General features: G+C 71.8%; 17 protein-coding genes. 7 read left to right on the top strand and 10 right to left on the bottom strand.

Translation table 11 applies throughout. From position 1 onward, the window contains the following. Positions 1 to 16 precede the first annotated feature (16 nt). Positions 17 to 1,300: a thymidine phosphorylase gene (locus tag ACFVTC_RS28230; protein ID WP_390131313.1), complete on the top strand. Its 1,284-nt coding sequence runs from the start codon at positions 17 to 19 to the stop codon at positions 1,298 to 1,300. Between the two features lie 733 nt (positions 1,301 to 2,033). On the opposite strand, the gene ACFVTC_RS28235 is transcribed toward ACFVTC_RS28230, so the two are convergent. Then, complete coding sequence (locus ACFVTC_RS28235; protein ID WP_390131314.1) at positions 2,034 to 2,954, bottom strand: AEC family transporter; 921 nt, start codon at positions 2,952 to 2,954, stop codon at positions 2,034 to 2,036. 147 nt (positions 2,955 to 3,101) lie between these two features. Here ACFVTC_RS28235 and ACFVTC_RS28240 point away from each other — a divergent pair, with 147 nt between their 5' ends. Continuing rightward, positions 3,102 to 3,488, top strand: a complete 387-nt coding sequence (locus ACFVTC_RS28240; protein ID WP_390131315.1) for an STAS domain-containing protein — start codon at positions 3,102 to 3,104, stop codon at positions 3,486 to 3,488. Here the strand turns inward: ACFVTC_RS28240 and ACFVTC_RS28245 are convergent. Together ACFVTC_RS28245 and ACFVTC_RS28250 are read right to left on the bottom strand one after the other, a co-directional pair. Beyond that, the gene (locus ACFVTC_RS28245; protein WP_390131316.1) at positions 3,390 to 4,382 is read right to left on the bottom strand and encodes a sigma-70 family RNA polymerase sigma factor; all 993 of its coding nucleotides are present in this window, start codon (positions 4,380 to 4,382) and stop codon (positions 3,390 to 3,392) included. The two genes, ACFVTC_RS28240 and ACFVTC_RS28245, sit on opposite strands and share 99 nt — an antisense overlap. 204 nt (positions 4,383 to 4,586) lie before the next feature. Then, complete coding sequence (locus ACFVTC_RS28250; protein WP_390131317.1) at positions 4,587 to 5,870, bottom strand: MFS transporter; 1,284 nt, start codon at positions 5,868 to 5,870, stop codon at positions 4,587 to 4,589. Positions 5,871 to 5,932: 62 nt separating this feature from the next. On the opposite strand from ACFVTC_RS28250, the gene ACFVTC_RS28255 reads away from it, so the two are divergent. Beyond that, positions 5,933 to 6,940 (top strand): LysR substrate-binding domain-containing protein, encoded by a 1,008-nt coding sequence (locus ACFVTC_RS28255; RefSeq protein ID WP_390131318.1) that lies wholly within the window; start codon positions 5,933 to 5,935, stop codon positions 6,938 to 6,940. On the opposite strand, the gene ACFVTC_RS28260 is transcribed toward ACFVTC_RS28255, so the two are convergent. Then, positions 6,934 to 7,695 carry a prolyl oligopeptidase family serine peptidase gene (locus ACFVTC_RS28260; RefSeq protein WP_390131319.1) on the bottom strand — a complete coding sequence of 254 codons (762 nt, stop codon included), beginning with the start codon at positions 7,693 to 7,695 and terminating at the stop codon, positions 6,934 to 6,936. The two genes, ACFVTC_RS28255 and ACFVTC_RS28260, sit on opposite strands and share 7 nt — an antisense overlap. Positions 7,696 to 7,808: 113 nt before the next feature. On the opposite strand from ACFVTC_RS28260, the gene ACFVTC_RS28265 reads away from it, so the two are divergent. Together ACFVTC_RS28265 and ACFVTC_RS28270 are read left to right on the top strand one after the other, a co-directional pair. Beyond that, a complete protein-coding gene (locus ACFVTC_RS28265; protein ID WP_390131320.1) occupies positions 7,809 to 8,963 on the top strand; it encodes an adenosine deaminase in 1,155 nt (384 codons plus the stop codon). A gap of 141 nt (positions 8,964 to 9,104) precedes the next feature. Beyond that, entirely contained in the window at positions 9,105 to 9,458 is a 354-nt protein-coding gene (locus ACFVTC_RS28270) for an ATP-binding protein (protein WP_390131321.1), read from the top strand. Between the two features lie 56 nt (positions 9,459 to 9,514). Here the strand turns inward: ACFVTC_RS28270 and ACFVTC_RS28275 are convergent, their stop codons facing one another. The 5 genes from ACFVTC_RS28275 to afsQ1 all read right to left on the bottom strand — a co-directional run bounded on the left by ACFVTC_RS28275 (position 9,515) and on the right by afsQ1 (position 13,424). Continuing rightward, positions 9,515 to 9,715 (bottom strand): PspC domain-containing protein, encoded by a 201-nt coding sequence (locus ACFVTC_RS28275; protein ID WP_266701008.1) that lies wholly within the window; start codon positions 9,713 to 9,715, stop codon positions 9,515 to 9,517. A gap of 93 nt (positions 9,716 to 9,808) precedes the next feature. After that, positions 9,809 to 10,360 (bottom strand): VanZ family protein, encoded by a 552-nt coding sequence (locus ACFVTC_RS28280; protein ID WP_390131322.1) that lies wholly within the window; start codon positions 10,358 to 10,360, stop codon positions 9,809 to 9,811. A gap of 192 nt (positions 10,361 to 10,552) precedes the next feature. After that, on the bottom strand, positions 10,553 to 11,182 hold the full coding sequence (locus ACFVTC_RS28285; protein WP_390131323.1) for a hypothetical protein: 630 nt from the start codon (positions 11,180 to 11,182) through the stop codon (positions 10,553 to 10,555). Further along, positions 11,179 to 12,750, bottom strand: a complete 1,572-nt coding sequence (locus tag ACFVTC_RS28290) for an ATP-binding protein (RefSeq protein ID WP_390131324.1) — start codon at positions 12,748 to 12,750, stop codon at positions 11,179 to 11,181. The genes ACFVTC_RS28285 and ACFVTC_RS28290 overlap by 4 nt, the downstream gene beginning before the upstream one ends. Then, a complete protein-coding gene (afsQ1, locus tag ACFVTC_RS28295) occupies positions 12,747 to 13,424 on the bottom strand; it encodes a two-component system response regulator AfsQ1 (RefSeq protein WP_390131325.1) in 678 nt (225 codons plus the stop codon). The genes ACFVTC_RS28290 and afsQ1 overlap by 4 nt, the downstream gene beginning before the upstream one ends. Before the next feature lie 307 nt (positions 13,425 to 13,731). On the opposite strand from afsQ1, the gene ACFVTC_RS28300 reads away from it, so the two are divergent. After that, positions 13,732 to 14,508, top strand: coding sequence for a SigE family RNA polymerase sigma factor (locus ACFVTC_RS28300; RefSeq protein ID WP_390131326.1), 777 nt, complete (start codon positions 13,732 to 13,734; stop codon positions 14,506 to 14,508). A gap of 160 nt (positions 14,509 to 14,668) precedes the next feature. On the opposite strand, the gene ACFVTC_RS28305 is transcribed toward ACFVTC_RS28300, so the two are convergent. Beyond that, entirely contained in the window at positions 14,669 to 15,301 is a 633-nt protein-coding gene (locus tag ACFVTC_RS28305) for a uridine kinase (protein ID WP_390131327.1), read from the bottom strand. 127 nt (positions 15,302 to 15,428) lie between these two features. Between ACFVTC_RS28305 and ACFVTC_RS28310 the strand changes: the two genes are divergently transcribed. Then, the gene (locus ACFVTC_RS28310; RefSeq protein WP_390131328.1) at positions 15,429 to 15,836 is read left to right on the top strand and encodes a hypothetical protein; all 408 of its coding nucleotides are present in this window, start codon (positions 15,429 to 15,431) and stop codon (positions 15,834 to 15,836) included. Positions 15,837 to 15,843: the final 7 nt, after the last annotated feature.

Consider the following 15,843-nt stretch of genomic DNA (forward strand, 5'->3'; position numbering starts at 1 on the left):
CTTCGGAAGGAAAGTCATGGCCATGGACGCCGTCTCCGTCATCCGCACCAAGCGGGACCGCGGTGAGCTCAGCGACCCACAGATCGACTGGGTCATCGACGCGTACACCCGCGGCGAGGTCGCCGACTACCAGATGGCCGCCCTCAACATGGCGATCCTGCTCAACGGCATGAACCGTCGCGAGATCGCCCGCTGGACCGCCGCGATGATCGCGTCGGGCGAGCGCATGGAGTTCTCCTCGCTGTCCCGTCCGACCGCCGACAAGCACTCCACGGGTGGCGTCGGTGACAAGATCACGCTTCCGCTGGCTCCGCTGGTCGCGGCCTGCGGTGCCGCGGTGCCGCAGCTGTCCGGGCGCGGCCTCGGTCACACCGGCGGCACGCTCGACAAGCTGGAGTCGATCCCCGGCTGGCGGGCCCTGCTCTCCAACGACGAGATGCTGCACGTCCTCGACACCACGGGCGCGGTCATCTGCGCGGCGGGCGACGGTCTGGCCCCCGCGGACAAGAAGCTCTACGCCCTCCGCGACGTCACGGGCACCGTGGAGGCGATCCCGCTGATCGCGTCCTCGATCATGTCGAAGAAGATCGCCGAGGGCACGGGCTCGCTGGTGCTCGACGTGAAGGTGGGCACCGGCGCCTTCATGAAGACCATCGAGGACGCCCGGGAACTGGCCTCCACGATGGTCGGCCTGGGCACCGACCACGGGGTGCGCACGGTCGCGCTGCTGACCGACATGTCGACCCCGCTGGGCCTGACGGCAGGCAACGCGCTCGAGGTGCGGGAGTCCGTCGAGGTGCTGGCAGGCGGCGGCCCCTCGGACGTCGTCGAACTCACCCTCGCCCTGGCTCGCGAGATGCTGGACGCCGCGGGTGTGAAGGACGCCGACCCGGCGAAGGCCCTCGCCGACGGTTCCGCGATGGACGTCTGGCGCCGCATGATCGCCGCGCAGGGCGGTGACCCGGACGCCGAACTCCCCACCTCGCGCGAGCAGCACGTGGTGACGGCGGCGTCCTCGGGCGTGCTGACCCGCCTCGACGCGTACGACATCGGCATCGCCGCCTGGCGGCTGGGCGCCGGGCGTGCCCGCAAGGAGGACCCGGTGCAGGCGGCCGCCGGCGTCGAGCTGCACGCCAAGCCCGGTGACACCGTCACGGCGGGCCAGCCCCTGCTGACCCTCCACACCGACACGCCCGAGCGCTTCGCGTACGCGCTGGAGTCGGTCGAGGGTTCGTACGACATCGCTGCCGCGGGCACGGAGTTCAAGCCGAACCCGATCGTGCTGGACCGGATCGCCTGACGTTCCGTCGCGACACGTCCCGGGAGGGGCCGGCGCCAGGTGCGCCGGCCCCTCCTTGCGTGCAGCCTGACCGAGTTCGGTGCGGACTTCTTTCTGGTGCGGGTCGGGTGCGGGTCGGGTGCGGTGCGGGCGGTGCGGGCGGTGCGGGCGGGCGGCGCGGGTGCGGTGGCTTGGGTGCGGTGGCTTGGGTGCCGGTGGTGATGGGGCGGGGCCGTGCCGGTACGTCGAGCCCGTCGCCGTTGGATCAGGCGTGGGACTGGTGGGGAGCTGTTGTTCGATCCGGGCGTAAGCGACGGGCTGCGACGTACCGGCACGGCCCCTCGCGTGCGTCGCCGGGTGCGGTGGCTTGGGTGCGGGTGGTGGTGGGGCGGGGCTGTGCCGGTACGTCGAGCCCGTCGCCGTTGGATCAGGCGTGGGACTGGTGGGGAGCCGTTGCTCGATCCGGGCGTAAGCGACGGGCTGCGACGTACCGGCACGGCCCTTCGCGTGCGTCGCCGGGTGCGGGGGCTTGGGGGCGGGTGGTGGTGGCACGGCCCCTCGCGTGCGTTGCCGGGTGTGGTCGGGGTGGTGGTGGCACGGCCTCTCGCGTGCGTTGCCGGGTGTGGTCGGGGTGGTGGTGGCACGGCCCCTCGCGTGCGTTGCCGGGTGCGGGGGCGTGGTGGGTCGGGGCCCGGTCGGTGATGGGCTGCGACGTACCGGCGCCGCGCCTCGGTTGCGTCGCCGGGGGCGGGGGTCAGCCGAGCGTGGCGGCGATCACCACCAGGGCCGGGACGGACAGGATCGTCGACAGCAGGATCGACTCGCGGGCGAGTGTCTCGCCGACGCGGTAGCGCGAGGCGTAGGTGAAGAGGTTCTGGGCGGCCGGCAGCGCCGAGGTGACCACGACGTCGAGCAGGGGCGCGCCGTGCAGCCCGAACACGCCGGCCGCAAGCGCCCAGGCCACCGCGGGCTGGCCGACCGCCTTCAGCGCGACGGACAGCAGCACCGGGTGCCGGTCCGCGCCACGGCCGGGCAGCGTGCTGCCGCACAGCGAGATGCCGAACGCCAGCAGTACCGCGGGCACCGACATGTTCCCGATCAGGGTGAGCGGGTCCATGACCGGCCCCGGCACCCTCAGACCGCTCGCCGACACGGCGACCCCGGCGAGCGAGCCGACGGCGATGGGATTGCGCAGGGGGGTGACGAGCCGCAGCCACACCGAACCCTTCTCGCCCGGCCCCGAAAGGTCCAGGACGGTCAGGGCGACCGGCGTGACCACGATCTGCTGGAACAGCAGCACCGGCGCGACCAGCGAGGCGTCACCGAGCACGTACACCGCGATCGGGATGCCGAGGTTGCCCGAGTTGACGTAGCTGGAGCACAGCGCGCCGATCGTCGTCCGGCCCACACCCCAGCCGCGTACGGCGCCCACCACGACGAAGGCGCCGGCCGCCGCGGCGGTGCTCATGGCGGTGACCAGCAGTCGGCTGGAGAAGATCACCGACAAGTCGGCGCGGGCGAGCGTGGTGAACAGCAGCGCGGGTGAGGCCACATGGAAGGCGAGCTTGGTCAGCACCTCCCGGCCGTTCTCCCCGAGGTAGCCCCGGCGGCCGATCAGCCAGCCGACGCCGATGACGACGGCGATCACCGCGAACCCGGTCAACACCCCCTGCACGGCACCTCCTTGTGGGACGGGAGGCGGCCTGGAGGACGGTCGGGCACGGGTTCGTGGGGCATACACCCAACCCTCCGGGGAAGGCCGGGCGCGGGTCAATGTGATCCTTACGGCACGCGGGCGGGAGTGGGCGGCCGTGAGACCCCGATGAGTTCGGGCCCTCCGGCCGGTCTACCGACCGTGGACGCCATGACACCCGCCGTACTCGTGCTGCCCGCGCCCGTCACCCGCGACGAGGTGCCGCGGCTCTGTGACGCCGTGCGCGCGCGGCTGGCGGCGACGGGCGGCGGAGTGGTCGTCTGTGACGTCGCCGGGCTCGGGCCGCCCGGACTCGCCACCGTCGACGCCCTGGCCAGGATGGAGCTCGCCGCCCGCCGGGCCGGCGGACGCATACGCCTGCGCGATCCGGACCCGCCGCTGCGCGCCCTCCTCGATCTAGTGGGCCTCCGCTTCGAGCTGGAGGGGCAGACCGAAGAGCGGGAACCAGCGCTCGGTGTCGAGGAAGCAGTGGAACCCGGTGATCCGGCCGTCTGAGATCTCCAGGGCCTGGATCGCCCAGGCGCCGAAGCCGCCCTTCTCCGGGTCCGGCTTGTAGTGCGCGAAGCCCGGCAGGCCGTTCACCGAGACCGGGAGCAGGCGCGAACCCGCACAGGAGGCGCCGAGCGTCGTCATGAAGCCCGTGATGTCGCCGGGGCCGCGCAGCCACAGGTCGAACGGCGGCATCGTCATGATCGCGTCCTCGTGGAGCAGCGCGGTCAGCGCCGTCATGTCATAGCCCTCGAACGCGGCGACATAGCGCTCCAGGAGCTTCTGCTGCTCCTCGTCGAGGGGGTCGGAGACGGCGCCCGGGGTGCTCTCCCGCTCCGCGAGGGTGGCGCGGGCCCGCTGCAGCGCGCTGTTGACCGAGGCGACCGTGGTGCCCAGCAGCTCGGCGACCTCGCCGGCCTTCCACGCGAGGACCTCGCGCAGGATGAGCACGGCCCGCTGCTTGGGCGGCAACTGCTGGAGGGCGGCCATGAACGCGAGCCGCACCGACTCCTTGGCCACCGCCGCCTCGGCCGGGTCGTTGATGGTGGGCAGCACACGGGCGTCGGGCACCGGCTCCAGCCAGGTGTTGTCCGGGCGCGGGGTGAGCGCCGCCCGGGCGAGCGGGGACGGGCCGGAGAGATCCATGGGCCGGGCCCTTCTGTTGCCGGCGTTCAGCATGTCCAGGCACACGTTCGTGGCGATCCGGTACAGCCAGGAGCGTATCGACGAGCGGCCCTCGAACTTGTCGTAGCTCCGCCAGGCGCGGACCATCGTGTCCTGCACCGCGTCCTCCGCCTCGAAGGAGGAGCCGAGCATCCGGTAGCAGTATCCGGTCAGCTCGACCCGGTGCTTCTCCAGCCGGACGTCCAGGTCTGTCGTCGTCGCCGTGCCCTCGCTCATGGCCAACCCACCCCTGTGGCTGTTCCCGTCGCGCCGCCGCTTCGCTGCGCCGGCACCTCGGAAGCTACCGCAGCCCACTGACAATGGTCCGCGAAGTGGGAAAAGGAGCAGGCCGGACCGGCTGCCCCGGGACCTGAACGGACGCCCACACCCTTCGCCCGCGCGTTCGACGATGCCGTGCCGGACGTCCTCCGGCGAGCCCGCTCAGTGGGCCAGGACCGGCTTGTGGGCCGCCCGGACCCGCGCCGCGTGCGAGCCGAAGAGGGTGATCGACACGACGCCGAGCACCGCGAGCAGCCCGAGCACCACCGTGCCGGCCCAGCCCCCCGCGTGGAAGGCGACGGCGCCGAGGGTGCTGCCGGCGCTGGAGCCGATGTAGTAGGCGGACTGGTAGAGGGCGGACGCCTGGGCGCGCCCCTCCTTGGCGGTGTGGCTCACCGACGAGGACGCCACCGCGTGGCCCGCGAAGAAGCCCGCGGTGATCAGGACCAGGCCGAGCAGGACCAGCGGGAGGGAGTCGGCCAGCGAGAGGAGGAGCCCGGCGGTGGTCGTACCGCCCGCCAGGTAGAGGGAGCCGCGCCGGCCCAGGCGGTCGACCAGCCGGCCCGCCGTCGACGCCGACACCGTACCGACCAGGTAGACCAGGAAGATGGAGCCGATGACGCCCTGGGGGAGCGAGAACGGGGCGTCGGTCAGGCGGTAGCCGATCACCGTGTAGACCCCGCCGAAGACCATCATGAACAGCGCGCCGATCGCGTACAGCCGGCACAGCAGTGGGTTGGCGAGGTGGTCGCGGACCGTGCGGACCAGCGCCCGCGGCCGCGGCGAGCCCGGTGTGAAGTGCCGGGGCGCGGGCAGCAGCAGCCGGAACGCCACCGCGCACGCCACCGCGATCACGCCGATGGTGGCGACGGCGATCCGCCAGCCCCATTCCTGCGCGACCCAGCCGGTGATGACCCGGCCGCTCATCCCGCCGACACTGTTGCCCGCCACGAAGAGGCCGATCGCCGTGATCAGGGCCTTGGGACGGACCTCCTCCGCCAGGTACGCCGTCGCCGACGCGGGCAGCCCCGCCAGCGCCGCGCCCTGCACCGCGCGCAGCGCCACCAGCGCGCCGATCGAGGGCGCGAAGGGCACGAGCAGCCCGACCGCCACCGCGACCACCAGCGACGCCGTCATCAACGTACGCCGTCCGTAGCGCTCCGAGAGCGCGCTCATCGGGAGGACGAAGAGCGCGAGGCCGCCCGTCGCCGCCGACACCGTCCAGCTGGCCTGGCTCGCGGTCACGCCGAGGTCCGTGGAGATGAGCGGGAGGAGGGCCTGCGTGGAGTAGAGGAGCGCGAAGGTCGCGACACCGGCGAGGAAGAGGGCGAAGCTCATCCGGCGGTAGCCGGGCCCGCCCGGGGCCAGACGGGAGTCGGCGGACGCGGGGACGGCGGCTGCGGCGGCGTCCACGGTGGTGGACGCCCCGGTACTGGCGGGAGGCATGCTTCGAACGTAAGGTCCCGGCATTCATCCGTCCAATGCATGGAATCGCCATAATCGTTCCCATGGAGCATCAGCAGAGGTCACAGGGCCACTTGTCACCGTCCAGTGACACAGAAGACATCGTCGCGGTCCTCGTCCCGCGGCTCGCGCACTTCGCCGGGGTCGCCCGCACCGAGCATGTGACGAGGGCCGCGCAGGAGATGCGGGTCCCGCAGTCGACCCTCTCGCGGGCCATGGTCCGGCTCGAACAGGACCTGGGCGTCGACCTGTTCGCGCGCCGCGGCCGTACGGTCGCCCTCACCCCCGCCGGCCGTACGTTCCTCTCGTCCGTCGAACGGGCCCTGGCCGAGATCGGGCGCGCCGCCGACGAGGTGCGCGCGGACGCCGACCCGGCCACCGGCAAGGTCGCCTTCGGCTTCCTTCACACGATGGGGTCGGAGACCGTCCCCGGGCTCATCCGGGCCTTCCGCGCCGACCACCCGCGAGTGCGCTTCAGCCTCGTCCAGAACTACGGCGAGGCGATGCTGGAGCGACTGCGCTCGGGCGAGCTGGACCTGTGCCTCACCTCGCCCGTGCCCGACGCGCCCGACCTGGTCGGCCGCCTCCTCGACGAGCAGAAGCTTCTGCTCGTCGTCCCCGCCGACCACCGGCTCGCCGGCCGCCGGCGCGTCCGGCTGGCCGAGGCCGCCGACGAGACCTTCGTGACCCTCGAACCCGGCTACGGCATGCGGCGCATCGCCGACGACCTCTGCCAGGAGGCGGGATTCAGGCCGCGGATCGCCTTCGAGGGCGAGGAGACCGAGACGCTCCGCGGTCTCGTCGCCGCCGGTCTCGGTGTCGCCCTGCTGCCGCCACCGGCCGTGCCCCGGCCCGGAGTCGTCGAACTGACGGTCACCGCTCCGCGCGCGGTCCGCGAGATCGGGGTGGCGTGGCTGGACGGCCACCCCGACACCCCGCCCGTGGCGGCCTTCAAGAAGTTCCTGCTGTCACGACGGGGCCGCCTGCTCCCGGACCAGGGGTACGGGGAGCACCGGGAGCGAACCTCCGGGGCGCGGGACAGCCGTCAGTGACGCAGCGCCTTCCCGAAGCCGGAGGCGAGCGGCATCCGCAGGCCCAGCGGCGGTGGCGCCGCGAGCGCGTCCTCCAGCGGACGTGACAGCCCGCGTCCGAACAGCGCCCCCATCACGAAGTCCTCGGCCAGCGCGTGGACTTCGGTCCGGTGCTGGTGCAGTCCGTGCCCGTCGGAGTGGACCTCGAAGCGGCAGACGTCCCGGTTGGACTTCTTGGCGCGGGCCGCGAGCCGGAAGGACAGCTCCGGGTCGGTGCGCTCGTCGTTGGTGCCGTGCACGATCAGCACGCGCCGCCCGGTGAGCTGCTTCACCGGTTCGGGTGGCGCCGCCACGTCCTCCTCGGGCAGCCAGGGTGCCAGCGCCAGCACGGAGTTGACGGCGGTGTGACCGGCCGCGCGCAGCGCCGCCCGGCCTCCCATGTCGACCCCGGCGAGGCAGACGGGAACGTCGCCGTAACGTCGTACGACCTCGTCGGCCGCCCAGGACGCGTCGCCCGCGAGATGCGCCTCGCTGCCGTTCCAGCCGCGGAAGCGATAGTGCACGACATGGGCGGCCAGCCCCTCCGTCTGTCCCGCGCGTGCGAGGCGGCGGCCCAACGCGCGTACGGAGGCGGTCGCCCACATGGGGGAAGGTCTGCGGCCGGAGGTCTCGTCGCCGCCCGGGAGCAGCAGGACCACTCCGCTGACCGCTGTCGGCTCCGGGCCCAGTGCCCTCCCCAGCCGGGCGCTGCGTACCGGCGTCGCTTGCTGTGCCATGACAGAACAGTGTCAGAAGTGACGGTGTACGCCACCCGTCCGCCGGGTCACCGTTACATATCGACGGATCGGGACGACGGAACATCTACGCGCGTAGGGGCTACAGTGCGCGAATGACGAGCCAGATCCGGAACACCCCGAGCTCGGAACAGATCCGCCGGGCGCCCAAGGTCCTGCTGCACGATCACCTCGACGGGGGCCTGCGCCCCGGGACGATCGTCGAACTCGCCCGGGAGACCGGCTATTCCGGGCTCCCCGAGACCGACCCCGGCAAACTCGGCATCTGGTTCAGGGAGGCAGCCGACTCCGGCTCCCTGGAGCGGTACCTGGAGACCTTCGCGCACACCTGCGCCGTCATGCAGACCCGTGAGGCGCTGGTGCGGGTCGCGGCCGAGTGTGCCGAGGACCTCGCCGAGGACGGGGTCGTCTACGCCGAGGTGCGTTACGCCCCCGAGCAGCATCTGGAGGGCGGGCTCACCCTCGAAGAGGTCGTGGAGGCGGTCAACGAGGGCTTCCGGGAGGGCGAGCGCCTGGCGCGGGAGAACGGCCACCGCATCCGGGTGGGCGCGCTGCTCACCGCGATGCGGCACGCGGCCCGTTCCCTGGAGATCGCCGAACTCGCCAACCGCTACCGGGACTCGGGGGTCGTCGGCTTCGACATCGCGGGGGCCGAGGCCGGCTTCCCGCCCACCCGGCACCTCGACGCGTTCGAGTACCTCAAGCGCGAGAACAACCACTTCACCATCCACGCGGGCGAGGCCTTCGGGCTGCCGTCCATCTGGCAGGCGCTCCAGTGGTGCGGCGCGGACCGGCTCGGCCACGGCGTCCGGATCATCGACGACATCGAGGTCGCGGAGGACGGCACGGTGACGCTCGGGCGCCTCGCGTCGTACGTCCGTGACAAGCGCGTCCCGTTGGAGCTGTGCCCCAGCTCCAACCTCCAGACCGGGGCCGCCGACTCCTACGCCGAGCACCCGATCGGGTTGTTGCGGCGGTTGCACTTCCGGGCCACGGTGAACACGGACAACCGGCTCATGTCCGGGACGAGCATGAGCCGGGAATTCGAGCACCTTGTCGACGCGTTCGGTTATTCACTCGACGATCTCCAGTGGTTCTCGGTCAATGCTATGAAGTCAGCATTCATTCCTTTCGATGAACGACTCGCGATGATCAATGACGTGATCAAGCCGGGGTATGCCGAGCTGAAGTCCGAATGGCTGTTCCAGCAGACCGCTTCCACCAGGGGTTCCTTGGAGAACCAAGCCTGATCGGAGTGGCGGGGGACGGGCGGGTCTTCACGTGTTCTCCATGACTCGACCGGTTTTCGATGTTTGCGGTGTGCCGCTTTGCGTGTTTACGGTTTTGGACCGCTCACATCCCCGTCACACGGATCCAAGGACGCATTCCATATGAAGCAGTCTGCTGCCAAGACCCTCGGTGTCGCCGCTCTCGGTGCCGCTTTCGCCGCCGTCGGCGCCGGCGCCGCGAACGCGGCACCGGCCGTGCCCGACGCCTCCTCGGCGCTGGACACCGTCACCCAGGCGCTGCCCGCGCAGAGTGTGGCCAATGTGCTGCCGGGCGCGGGTCAGGCGCTTGCCCAGGGTCAGAGCGCGCTCGGTGCGGGTGTGACGGCCGCCCAGCCCGCCGCCTCGAGGGTGCTCGCGAACGGCCCCACCGCGCCGGTGGCCGGCCTGCTCGGCGGTCTGCCGCTGCAGGGCCTGCCGACGCACGGCCTGCCGGTGAACGGACTGCCGCTCGGCTGACCCACGTCGTCCGGGCTCCGGCCCGCACACGCGACGACGGTCTCGCCGACGCGTGACTACCAGGCGGTGCGGACCTTGTCCTCGGACGGGAACAGGATCCACAGCGCTATGTAGAGCAGGAACTGCGGGCCGGGCAGCAGACAGGACAGTACGAAGATCACCCGCATCGTCGTCGCGGAGGTGCCGAAGCGCCGTGCCAGCGCTGCGCACACTCCGCCGATCATGCGGCCGTTGGTGGGGCGGGCAAGGGCGCTCATGAGGACTCCTTCGTGAACCGTGCCTGACTGTGTGCCGGATGCCCGGCCTCGATGTCTTCAACGCTACGGTGACGAAGGGGACGAAGCGTCGCTCTACGGTGCGATGCCGACCCTGGGAATCGTCGGGGTCCGACCCTGAGCCGTGTCCTCCCGGGGAAGGGCCGAACGGCGCCTGGTCTCGGCCCGGCGGCGGAGACCCGCCCTGGCGGCGGGCACGACCGCGACATGGGCCAGGGCCACGCCGACGGTGTTGAGCAGCAGCGAGTCGACGTCCACGACCTGCCCGGGAACACCGGTCTGCAGCAGTTCGATGCCCAGTGAGAGCAGGGCGCCGGCGGCGACCGTGCGGACCAGGGACCCGAGGGGGGAGGAGGCCGGTCTGCCGCCCGCCAACGGGAGCAGAACACCGAGCGGGGCGAGCAGCCCCAGTCCCTCGCCGATGCGGCGCGCGGCCTGCGCGGCGCCCAGGGCCAGGTCCGCCCGGATACCGGCGAACGGGCGCAGGTTCGCGGGGCTCACCCAGGGGACGTCCAGCGGACGCAGCGTGACCCAGGCGACGAGCGCGAGATGCGCGACGAGGAGGAGAGCTCCTGCCGCACGGACGCGGATCACGGCGCTGCCGCCGTCTTCGCCTTGACGTTGCACGCCTCCCAAGACGCGGCGACCGGCCGGATCGGTTCCGGCCGGGCGGCGGGCTTGGCGCACAGGGGTGAGGCGTGCGCCACACCGACGGGTCCCCGGGCCGGTCTCCCGGCTCTCCGCGGCGGTCGGGGACACATCCCCGGCCCGGTCTCCCGGCTCTCCGCGGCGGCCGGGGACACATCCCCGGCCCGTCGGTCAGGCGCCGTCGACCGCCGTGGAGGGCGGGGCCTTCGTGCCGGGGGCGGAGCGGACGTCCGAGGTGCACTGGTAACGGCGCGGCGCGGTCGCGTCGGGGCCGCCGAGGACCACCGAACCGTCGTCCTCCGCCGCGGCGGAGTCGGAGAAGGTGCAGACGAGCTGGGCCAGGGCCGCCGGGGTCAGCTCCCGGGGCGGGGTGCTCAGCCGCAGCGTGTCCTCCGGCTCCCCGGCGCCCCGGAGGCGGGGTCCGCTCACGGTCATACCGCCACGCACGTCGGTCGTGTACCCCGCCTGCTGCTCCGGAGTGGAGGGGGAACCGGCGAGCTCGTCGAGGAGCCCCTGCGCCACCAGGACGCGCCGCGCGCTCTCCGTCGCGCCGTCGGGCACCCGCACGGAACGGTCGACCGTCACCAGTTGCCCCGAGCACAGCAGGAACACCTGCACCGGGATGCCGCGGGAGGCCTGGGTGGAGACGTCCGGGCCGGACAGGGTGCACGGGACCCGGGAGGGCGCCGGGCCGAAGTCCGTGGGGACCTGGGTGGAACGGATGCCGCAGCCCGCGAGCAGCAGTGCGAGGAGCGGGAGGGCCGGCCACCACAGCGCGCCTCGACGTCGTACGGTCGTCATCCGGCGCTGCCCTTCGTGGCGTTCCGGTTCCGCTCGCGCTCGTCGTCGGCGAGCAGTTCGGAGGCGTCCTGCGGGAGCCGGAGCGTGAAGACCGCTCCTCCCGCGGGCGCGTTCGCGGCGGTGATCTCGCCGCCGTGGATGTGCGCGTTCTCCAGGGCGATCGACAGCCCCAGGCCGCTGCCCTCGGAACGCGGGCGCGACGCGCTGGCCTTGTAGAAGCGGTCGAAGACGTGCGGCAGGACGTCCTCGGGGATGCCCGGACCGTGGTCCTGGACCTCGATCAGCAGGTCGTCGGCCTCCTCGCGGACCGAGACACGCACCGGACTGCCGCCGTGCTTGAGCGCGTTGCCGATCAGGTTGGCCAGGATCACGTCCAGGCGGCGCGGGTCGAGACGCGCCATGATGCCGCGCTCCGCGTCCAGGTCCACCGCGTCCAGCCAGGCACGGGCGTCGATGCAGGCGGTGATCTGGTCGGCGATGTCCACGTCGTCGAGGACGAGCCGGGCGGTGCCCGCGTCGAAGCGGGTGACTTCCATGAGGTTCTCGACCAGGTCGTTCAGACGGCGTGTCTCACTGACGACCAGACGCACGGCGGGCTCGATCATCGGATCGACGCTGCCGGTCTCCGCGTCCAGTTCCTCCTCCAGGATCTCCGTCACCGCGGTGATCGCCGTCAGGGGCGTACGGAGTTCGTGGGACATGTCCGCCACGAAACGGCGGGACGCCTCGTCGCGGGCGCTCATGTCCTCGACGCGCTTCTCCAGTGCCTCCGCCGTGTGGTTGAACGTCCGCGACAGATCCGCGAGTTCGTCCGTCCCCGACACGCGCAGCCGGGTGTCGAGCTTGCCCTCGCCGAGGCGGCGGGCGGCGATACCGAGCCGGTGCACGGGCTTGAGGACCGTCGTCGCGGCGGCCTGCGCGAGCAGCGCCGAGCCGATCAGCGCGAGGCCGGTGGCGATACCGAGCGACCAGGCCAGCGAGTTGAGGTCCTTGGCCTCCGGTTCCAGCGACTTGAGCATGTAACCGGTCGTGGTTCCGCCGATCACCTTCGCGCCGCCCACCAGATACGGCTTGTCGTGGTCGGTGACGCGCTGCCAGTACAGGTGGTAGGCCGACTTGTTGTTCGAGGAGAGCGACTGTTCCTTGTTCACCGCCTTCTGGAGGGACGCGGGCACGTCCTCCAGCGTGAAGGTGTCCAGCTCCGAATTGCCCACCACGGTCCCGCCGCTGCTGTCCCGGGCCACCAGCAGCACGCTGAAGCGCTGGCTGCTGTTCGCCATCTGCCCCGCGGCGCGCTGCAGTTCGTCCTGGGCCGGACGTACCGGCAGCAGGCTCGCGTGGTTGCGCATCTCCTGCTGGAAGTCCCGCAGCACCGCGTCCTGAGTGCGCGTCAGCACGGCCTCGCGGTTGAGCCAGTACGCGATGCCGGACGCCGACACGGCGGCGGTGAGCGCCACGAGTCCGAAGACCACGACCAACCGCAGCCGCAGACTGGTGAAGCGCAGACCCGCCAGTATCGTCCTGCGCGCCGCGGCCCAGCCGCGGAGCTTGTCCTGCGGTGGGGTCACTGAGGACTGTCCAGCCGGTAGCCGACCCCGCGGACCGTACGGATGAGCGTGGGGGAGGACGGGACGTTCTCGACCTTCGCGCGCAGCCGCTGCACGCACGCGTCCACCAGACGCGAGTCGCCCAGGTAGTCGTGCTCCCAGACCAGCCGCAGCAACTGCTGGCGGGACAGCGCCTGTCCGGGACGGCGGCTCAGCTCCAGGAGCAGCCGCAGCTCGGTGGGCGTCAGCTGCAGGTCCTCGCCGTTCTTGGTGACCGTCATCGCCGCCCGGTCGATGACGAGGGAGCCGAACGTCGCCGAGTCGGTGGCCTCGCGCTCGCCACGCCGCAGCACGGCCCTGATACGGGCGTCGAGCACCCGCCCCTGCACCGGCTTGACGACATAGTCGTCGGCGCCGGACTCCAGCCCGACCACCACGTCGATGTCGTCGCTGCGCGCGGTCAGCAGAATGATGGGCAACTGGTCCGTGCGCCGGATGCGCCGGCACACCTCGAACCCGTCGATGCCGGGCAGCATCACATCCAGCACGATCAGGTCCGGCCGCTGCTCGCGCAGCAGCTTCAGACCGTCCTCGCCGGTGGCAGCGGTGGCCACACGGTGACCCTGGCGCGTCAAAGAGAGCTCCAGGGCCGTACGGATGGCGTCGTCGTCCTCGATCAGCAACAGGGAAGGCACGGACGTCATTCTGGCCCATGGTGAGGGGGTCTTTCGACAGTTGGAGCGCTCCCACCCATCTCTCGCACAGAAGGGGCGCATCGGAGGGCGTCCGGGAAGCCTTGCCGCTCTTCTCCGTGATCGCGTGATGACGCGCCCACGGAGGGCCCCTGTGACAGGTCTGTGACAGTCGGCGGACACGGCCATGAAGTGGCCCGGGCAAGCTTTTCGACACAAGCAAGGAAGCACGGAGCGAGCACGGGGCCGAAGCACGACAGGCGCCGGGCGCGTACGGAAGAAACCGGGACTCCACGACGGGGGGCGCGAGATGGACACGCTGCACAGCACCAGTACGAGCGCAGTTGTCACGCGGCTCCACGACGTCACCCGGAGCACGGAGAAGTCCGGTGCCGTGAGCCCGCGGGGGTGCGCTCGCGGCACCGGGCGTCAGCACACCGCGTACATGACGGTGGTTGACGGGTTCACGGGGGAGAACGCCGTGGCGGCCACCGCCGCGGCAACGGCCGGCGGAGCTCACGGGGGAGCCGCGTACGGGGAGGCCACGGGGGAGCGTCGCTCGCTGTCGGAGGCGGAGTTCACCGCCTACGTCCAGGAGCGCCGCGCCTCCCTGTACGCAACCGCCTACCACCTGACGGGGGATCGGTTCGAGGCCGAGGACCTGCTGCAGAGCGCACTGTTCTCGACGTACCGGGCCTGGGAGCGGATCAGTGACAAGGCCGCGGTGGGGGGCTACCTCCGTCGCACCATGACCAATCTGCACATCAGCGCGTGGCGCCGCCGCAAGCTGAACGAATACCCGACCGAGGAACTGCCGGAGACCGCCGGTGACACGGACGCGATGCGCGGCACCGAGCTGCGCGCCGTGCTGTGGCAGGCGCTCGCCCGGCTGCCCGAACTCCAGCGCACCATGCTGGTCCTTCGTTACTACGAGGGCCGCACGGACCCGGAGATCGCGCAGATCCTCGACATCAGTGTCGGCACGGTGAAGTCGAGCATCTGGCGGTCGCTGCGCCGGATGCGCGAGGACGAGGTCCTCAGCTTCGGCCGTGACGAGGAGGAGTCCTTCGGGGAGCTCGTCGCCTGAAGGTCAGCGGGGGGAAGCGGTTCGCGCGGGGAACGGTTCCGGGGGGAGCCGACGGGGGCCCGCGGAGAACCACGGGGGAAGCGGAAAAGGTCCGGGCGGACGGGGGGTCCGCCTGGACCTCTTTTCGTGTGCGGGCCCGGCGTGTCGCCGAGGCCCGCGGCTACGCCGCCGCCGTACGGCTGTGCGTGGCGCCGGCCGCCGTGGCCAGCCGGCCCAGGGCCTCGTCCTTGTCGCACGGGTGTGCGCCCAGCGCGGTCTGACGCGCCACGATCGAGCGTTCGGCGCGCATCAGGCGCCAGCCGCGACGGAGCAGGAACGGGACCGACTTGCGGCCCTCCTTGAGATCCCGCACGAAGCGCCGGCGGAACGTCGTCACCGGACCGCGGGACAGGCACAGCGCGTCGCCCAGCAGACCCAGTTCACGGCAGTGCTCGACGATCTCGGCGGCGAAGATGCCCTCCGCGATGAACAGCGGCGTCCGTTCGATGCGCAGCGCCTCCGCGCCGGTACGGGCGCTCAGCGAGATGTCGTACACGGGAACGGTCGTACGTCCGGTACGGCACAGTTCCTCGATCGCGGCGACCGCCTTCTCCGCGTCCCAGGACCGCGGGTGGTCCCAGTCGATGTCCGAACTCCCGTCCACCAGCGGCAGTGTCGGGTCGTCGCCCTCCTTGTAGAAGTCGTCCAGGCGCAGCACGGGCAGGCCGGAGCGGGCGGCGACGAGGGACTTGCCCGAGCCGGAGGGGCCACAGAGCAGCGCCACACGGGTCGGTATCGGGGGAGGAGGACTCACGACACACCAGTCTGACGCATCGCGCACGCGGTGCCGACCCTGCGGGTCGTCGTTGGAGCGCACATCACACCTCAACTACCCTTCGCATCGAACCGATTACTTTGCGCTGCAGAAGGTGGCACCCGTCATGGCACGACACGCATCAGGCAAGAACCCCACCGCGCGGCGCGCGCTGGTCGCCCTGGCGACCGCGGGTGCGGCACTCGGGGCGGGCGCGGCCACGGCCGCCGCGGACACGGCCCCGGCCGTCGACGCGATGCGCTCCCGGTCCGCGTCGGCGGGCAATCTCGACGCGCAGGCGGGCGCGCAGGCGCTGAGCGGCACGCTCGGCTACATCACGGGTCCGCTCGCGGATCTCAAGCCCAACCCGCTCGCGGGCACGGGCGTCGACCCGCTCGACAACGGGATCGGCGCCCAGCTGGCCGACTTCAAGCCGCTGACCTCGCAGGCCCTGACGCGGCCGCTGGCGCAGGCGCCGTCGCTGGGCAGCGTCCCGGTGGTGGGCCAGGCGCTGGGAGTGGTGGGGAGCGCGTGAACTTCCC

This window comes from Streptomyces sp. NPDC057950 (genome assembly GCF_042887295.1).
GTDB lineage: Bacteria > Actinomycetota > Actinomycetes > Streptomycetales > Streptomycetaceae > Streptomyces > Streptomyces kaempferi.

Coding starts and splice junctions, on each gene's coding strand:
- ACFVTC_RS28230 (WP_390131313.1), top strand. CDS start 17: ATGGCCATGGACGCCGTCTCCGTCATCCGCACCAAGCGGGACCGCGGT.
- ACFVTC_RS28240 (WP_390131315.1), top strand. CDS start 3,102: ATGAGTTCGGGCCCTCCGGCCGGTCTACCGACCGTGGACGCCATGACA.
- ACFVTC_RS28245 (WP_390131316.1), bottom strand. CDS start 4,382: ATGAGCGAGGGCACGGCGACGACGACAGACCTGGACGTCCGGCTGGAG.
- ACFVTC_RS28250 (WP_390131317.1), bottom strand. CDS start 5,870: ATGCCTCCCGCCAGTACCGGGGCGTCCACCACCGTGGACGCCGCCGCA.
- ACFVTC_RS28255 (WP_390131318.1), top strand. CDS start 5,933: ATGGAGCATCAGCAGAGGTCACAGGGCCACTTGTCACCGTCCAGTGAC.
- ACFVTC_RS28260 (WP_390131319.1), bottom strand. CDS start 7,695: ATGGCACAGCAAGCGACGCCGGTACGCAGCGCCCGGCTGGGGAGGGCA.
- ACFVTC_RS28265 (WP_390131320.1), top strand. CDS start 7,809: ATGACGAGCCAGATCCGGAACACCCCGAGCTCGGAACAGATCCGCCGG.
- ACFVTC_RS28270 (WP_390131321.1), top strand. CDS start 9,105: ATGAAGCAGTCTGCTGCCAAGACCCTCGGTGTCGCCGCTCTCGGTGCC.
- ACFVTC_RS28275 (WP_266701008.1), bottom strand. CDS start 9,715: ATGAGCGCCCTTGCCCGCCCCACCAACGGCCGCATGATCGGCGGAGTG.
- ACFVTC_RS28285 (WP_390131323.1), bottom strand. CDS start 11,182: ATGACGACCGTACGACGTCGAGGCGCGCTGTGGTGGCCGGCCCTCCCG.
- ACFVTC_RS28300 (WP_390131326.1), top strand. CDS start 13,732: ATGGACACGCTGCACAGCACCAGTACGAGCGCAGTTGTCACGCGGCTC.
- ACFVTC_RS28310 (WP_390131328.1), top strand. CDS start 15,429: ATGGCACGACACGCATCAGGCAAGAACCCCACCGCGCGGCGCGCGCTG.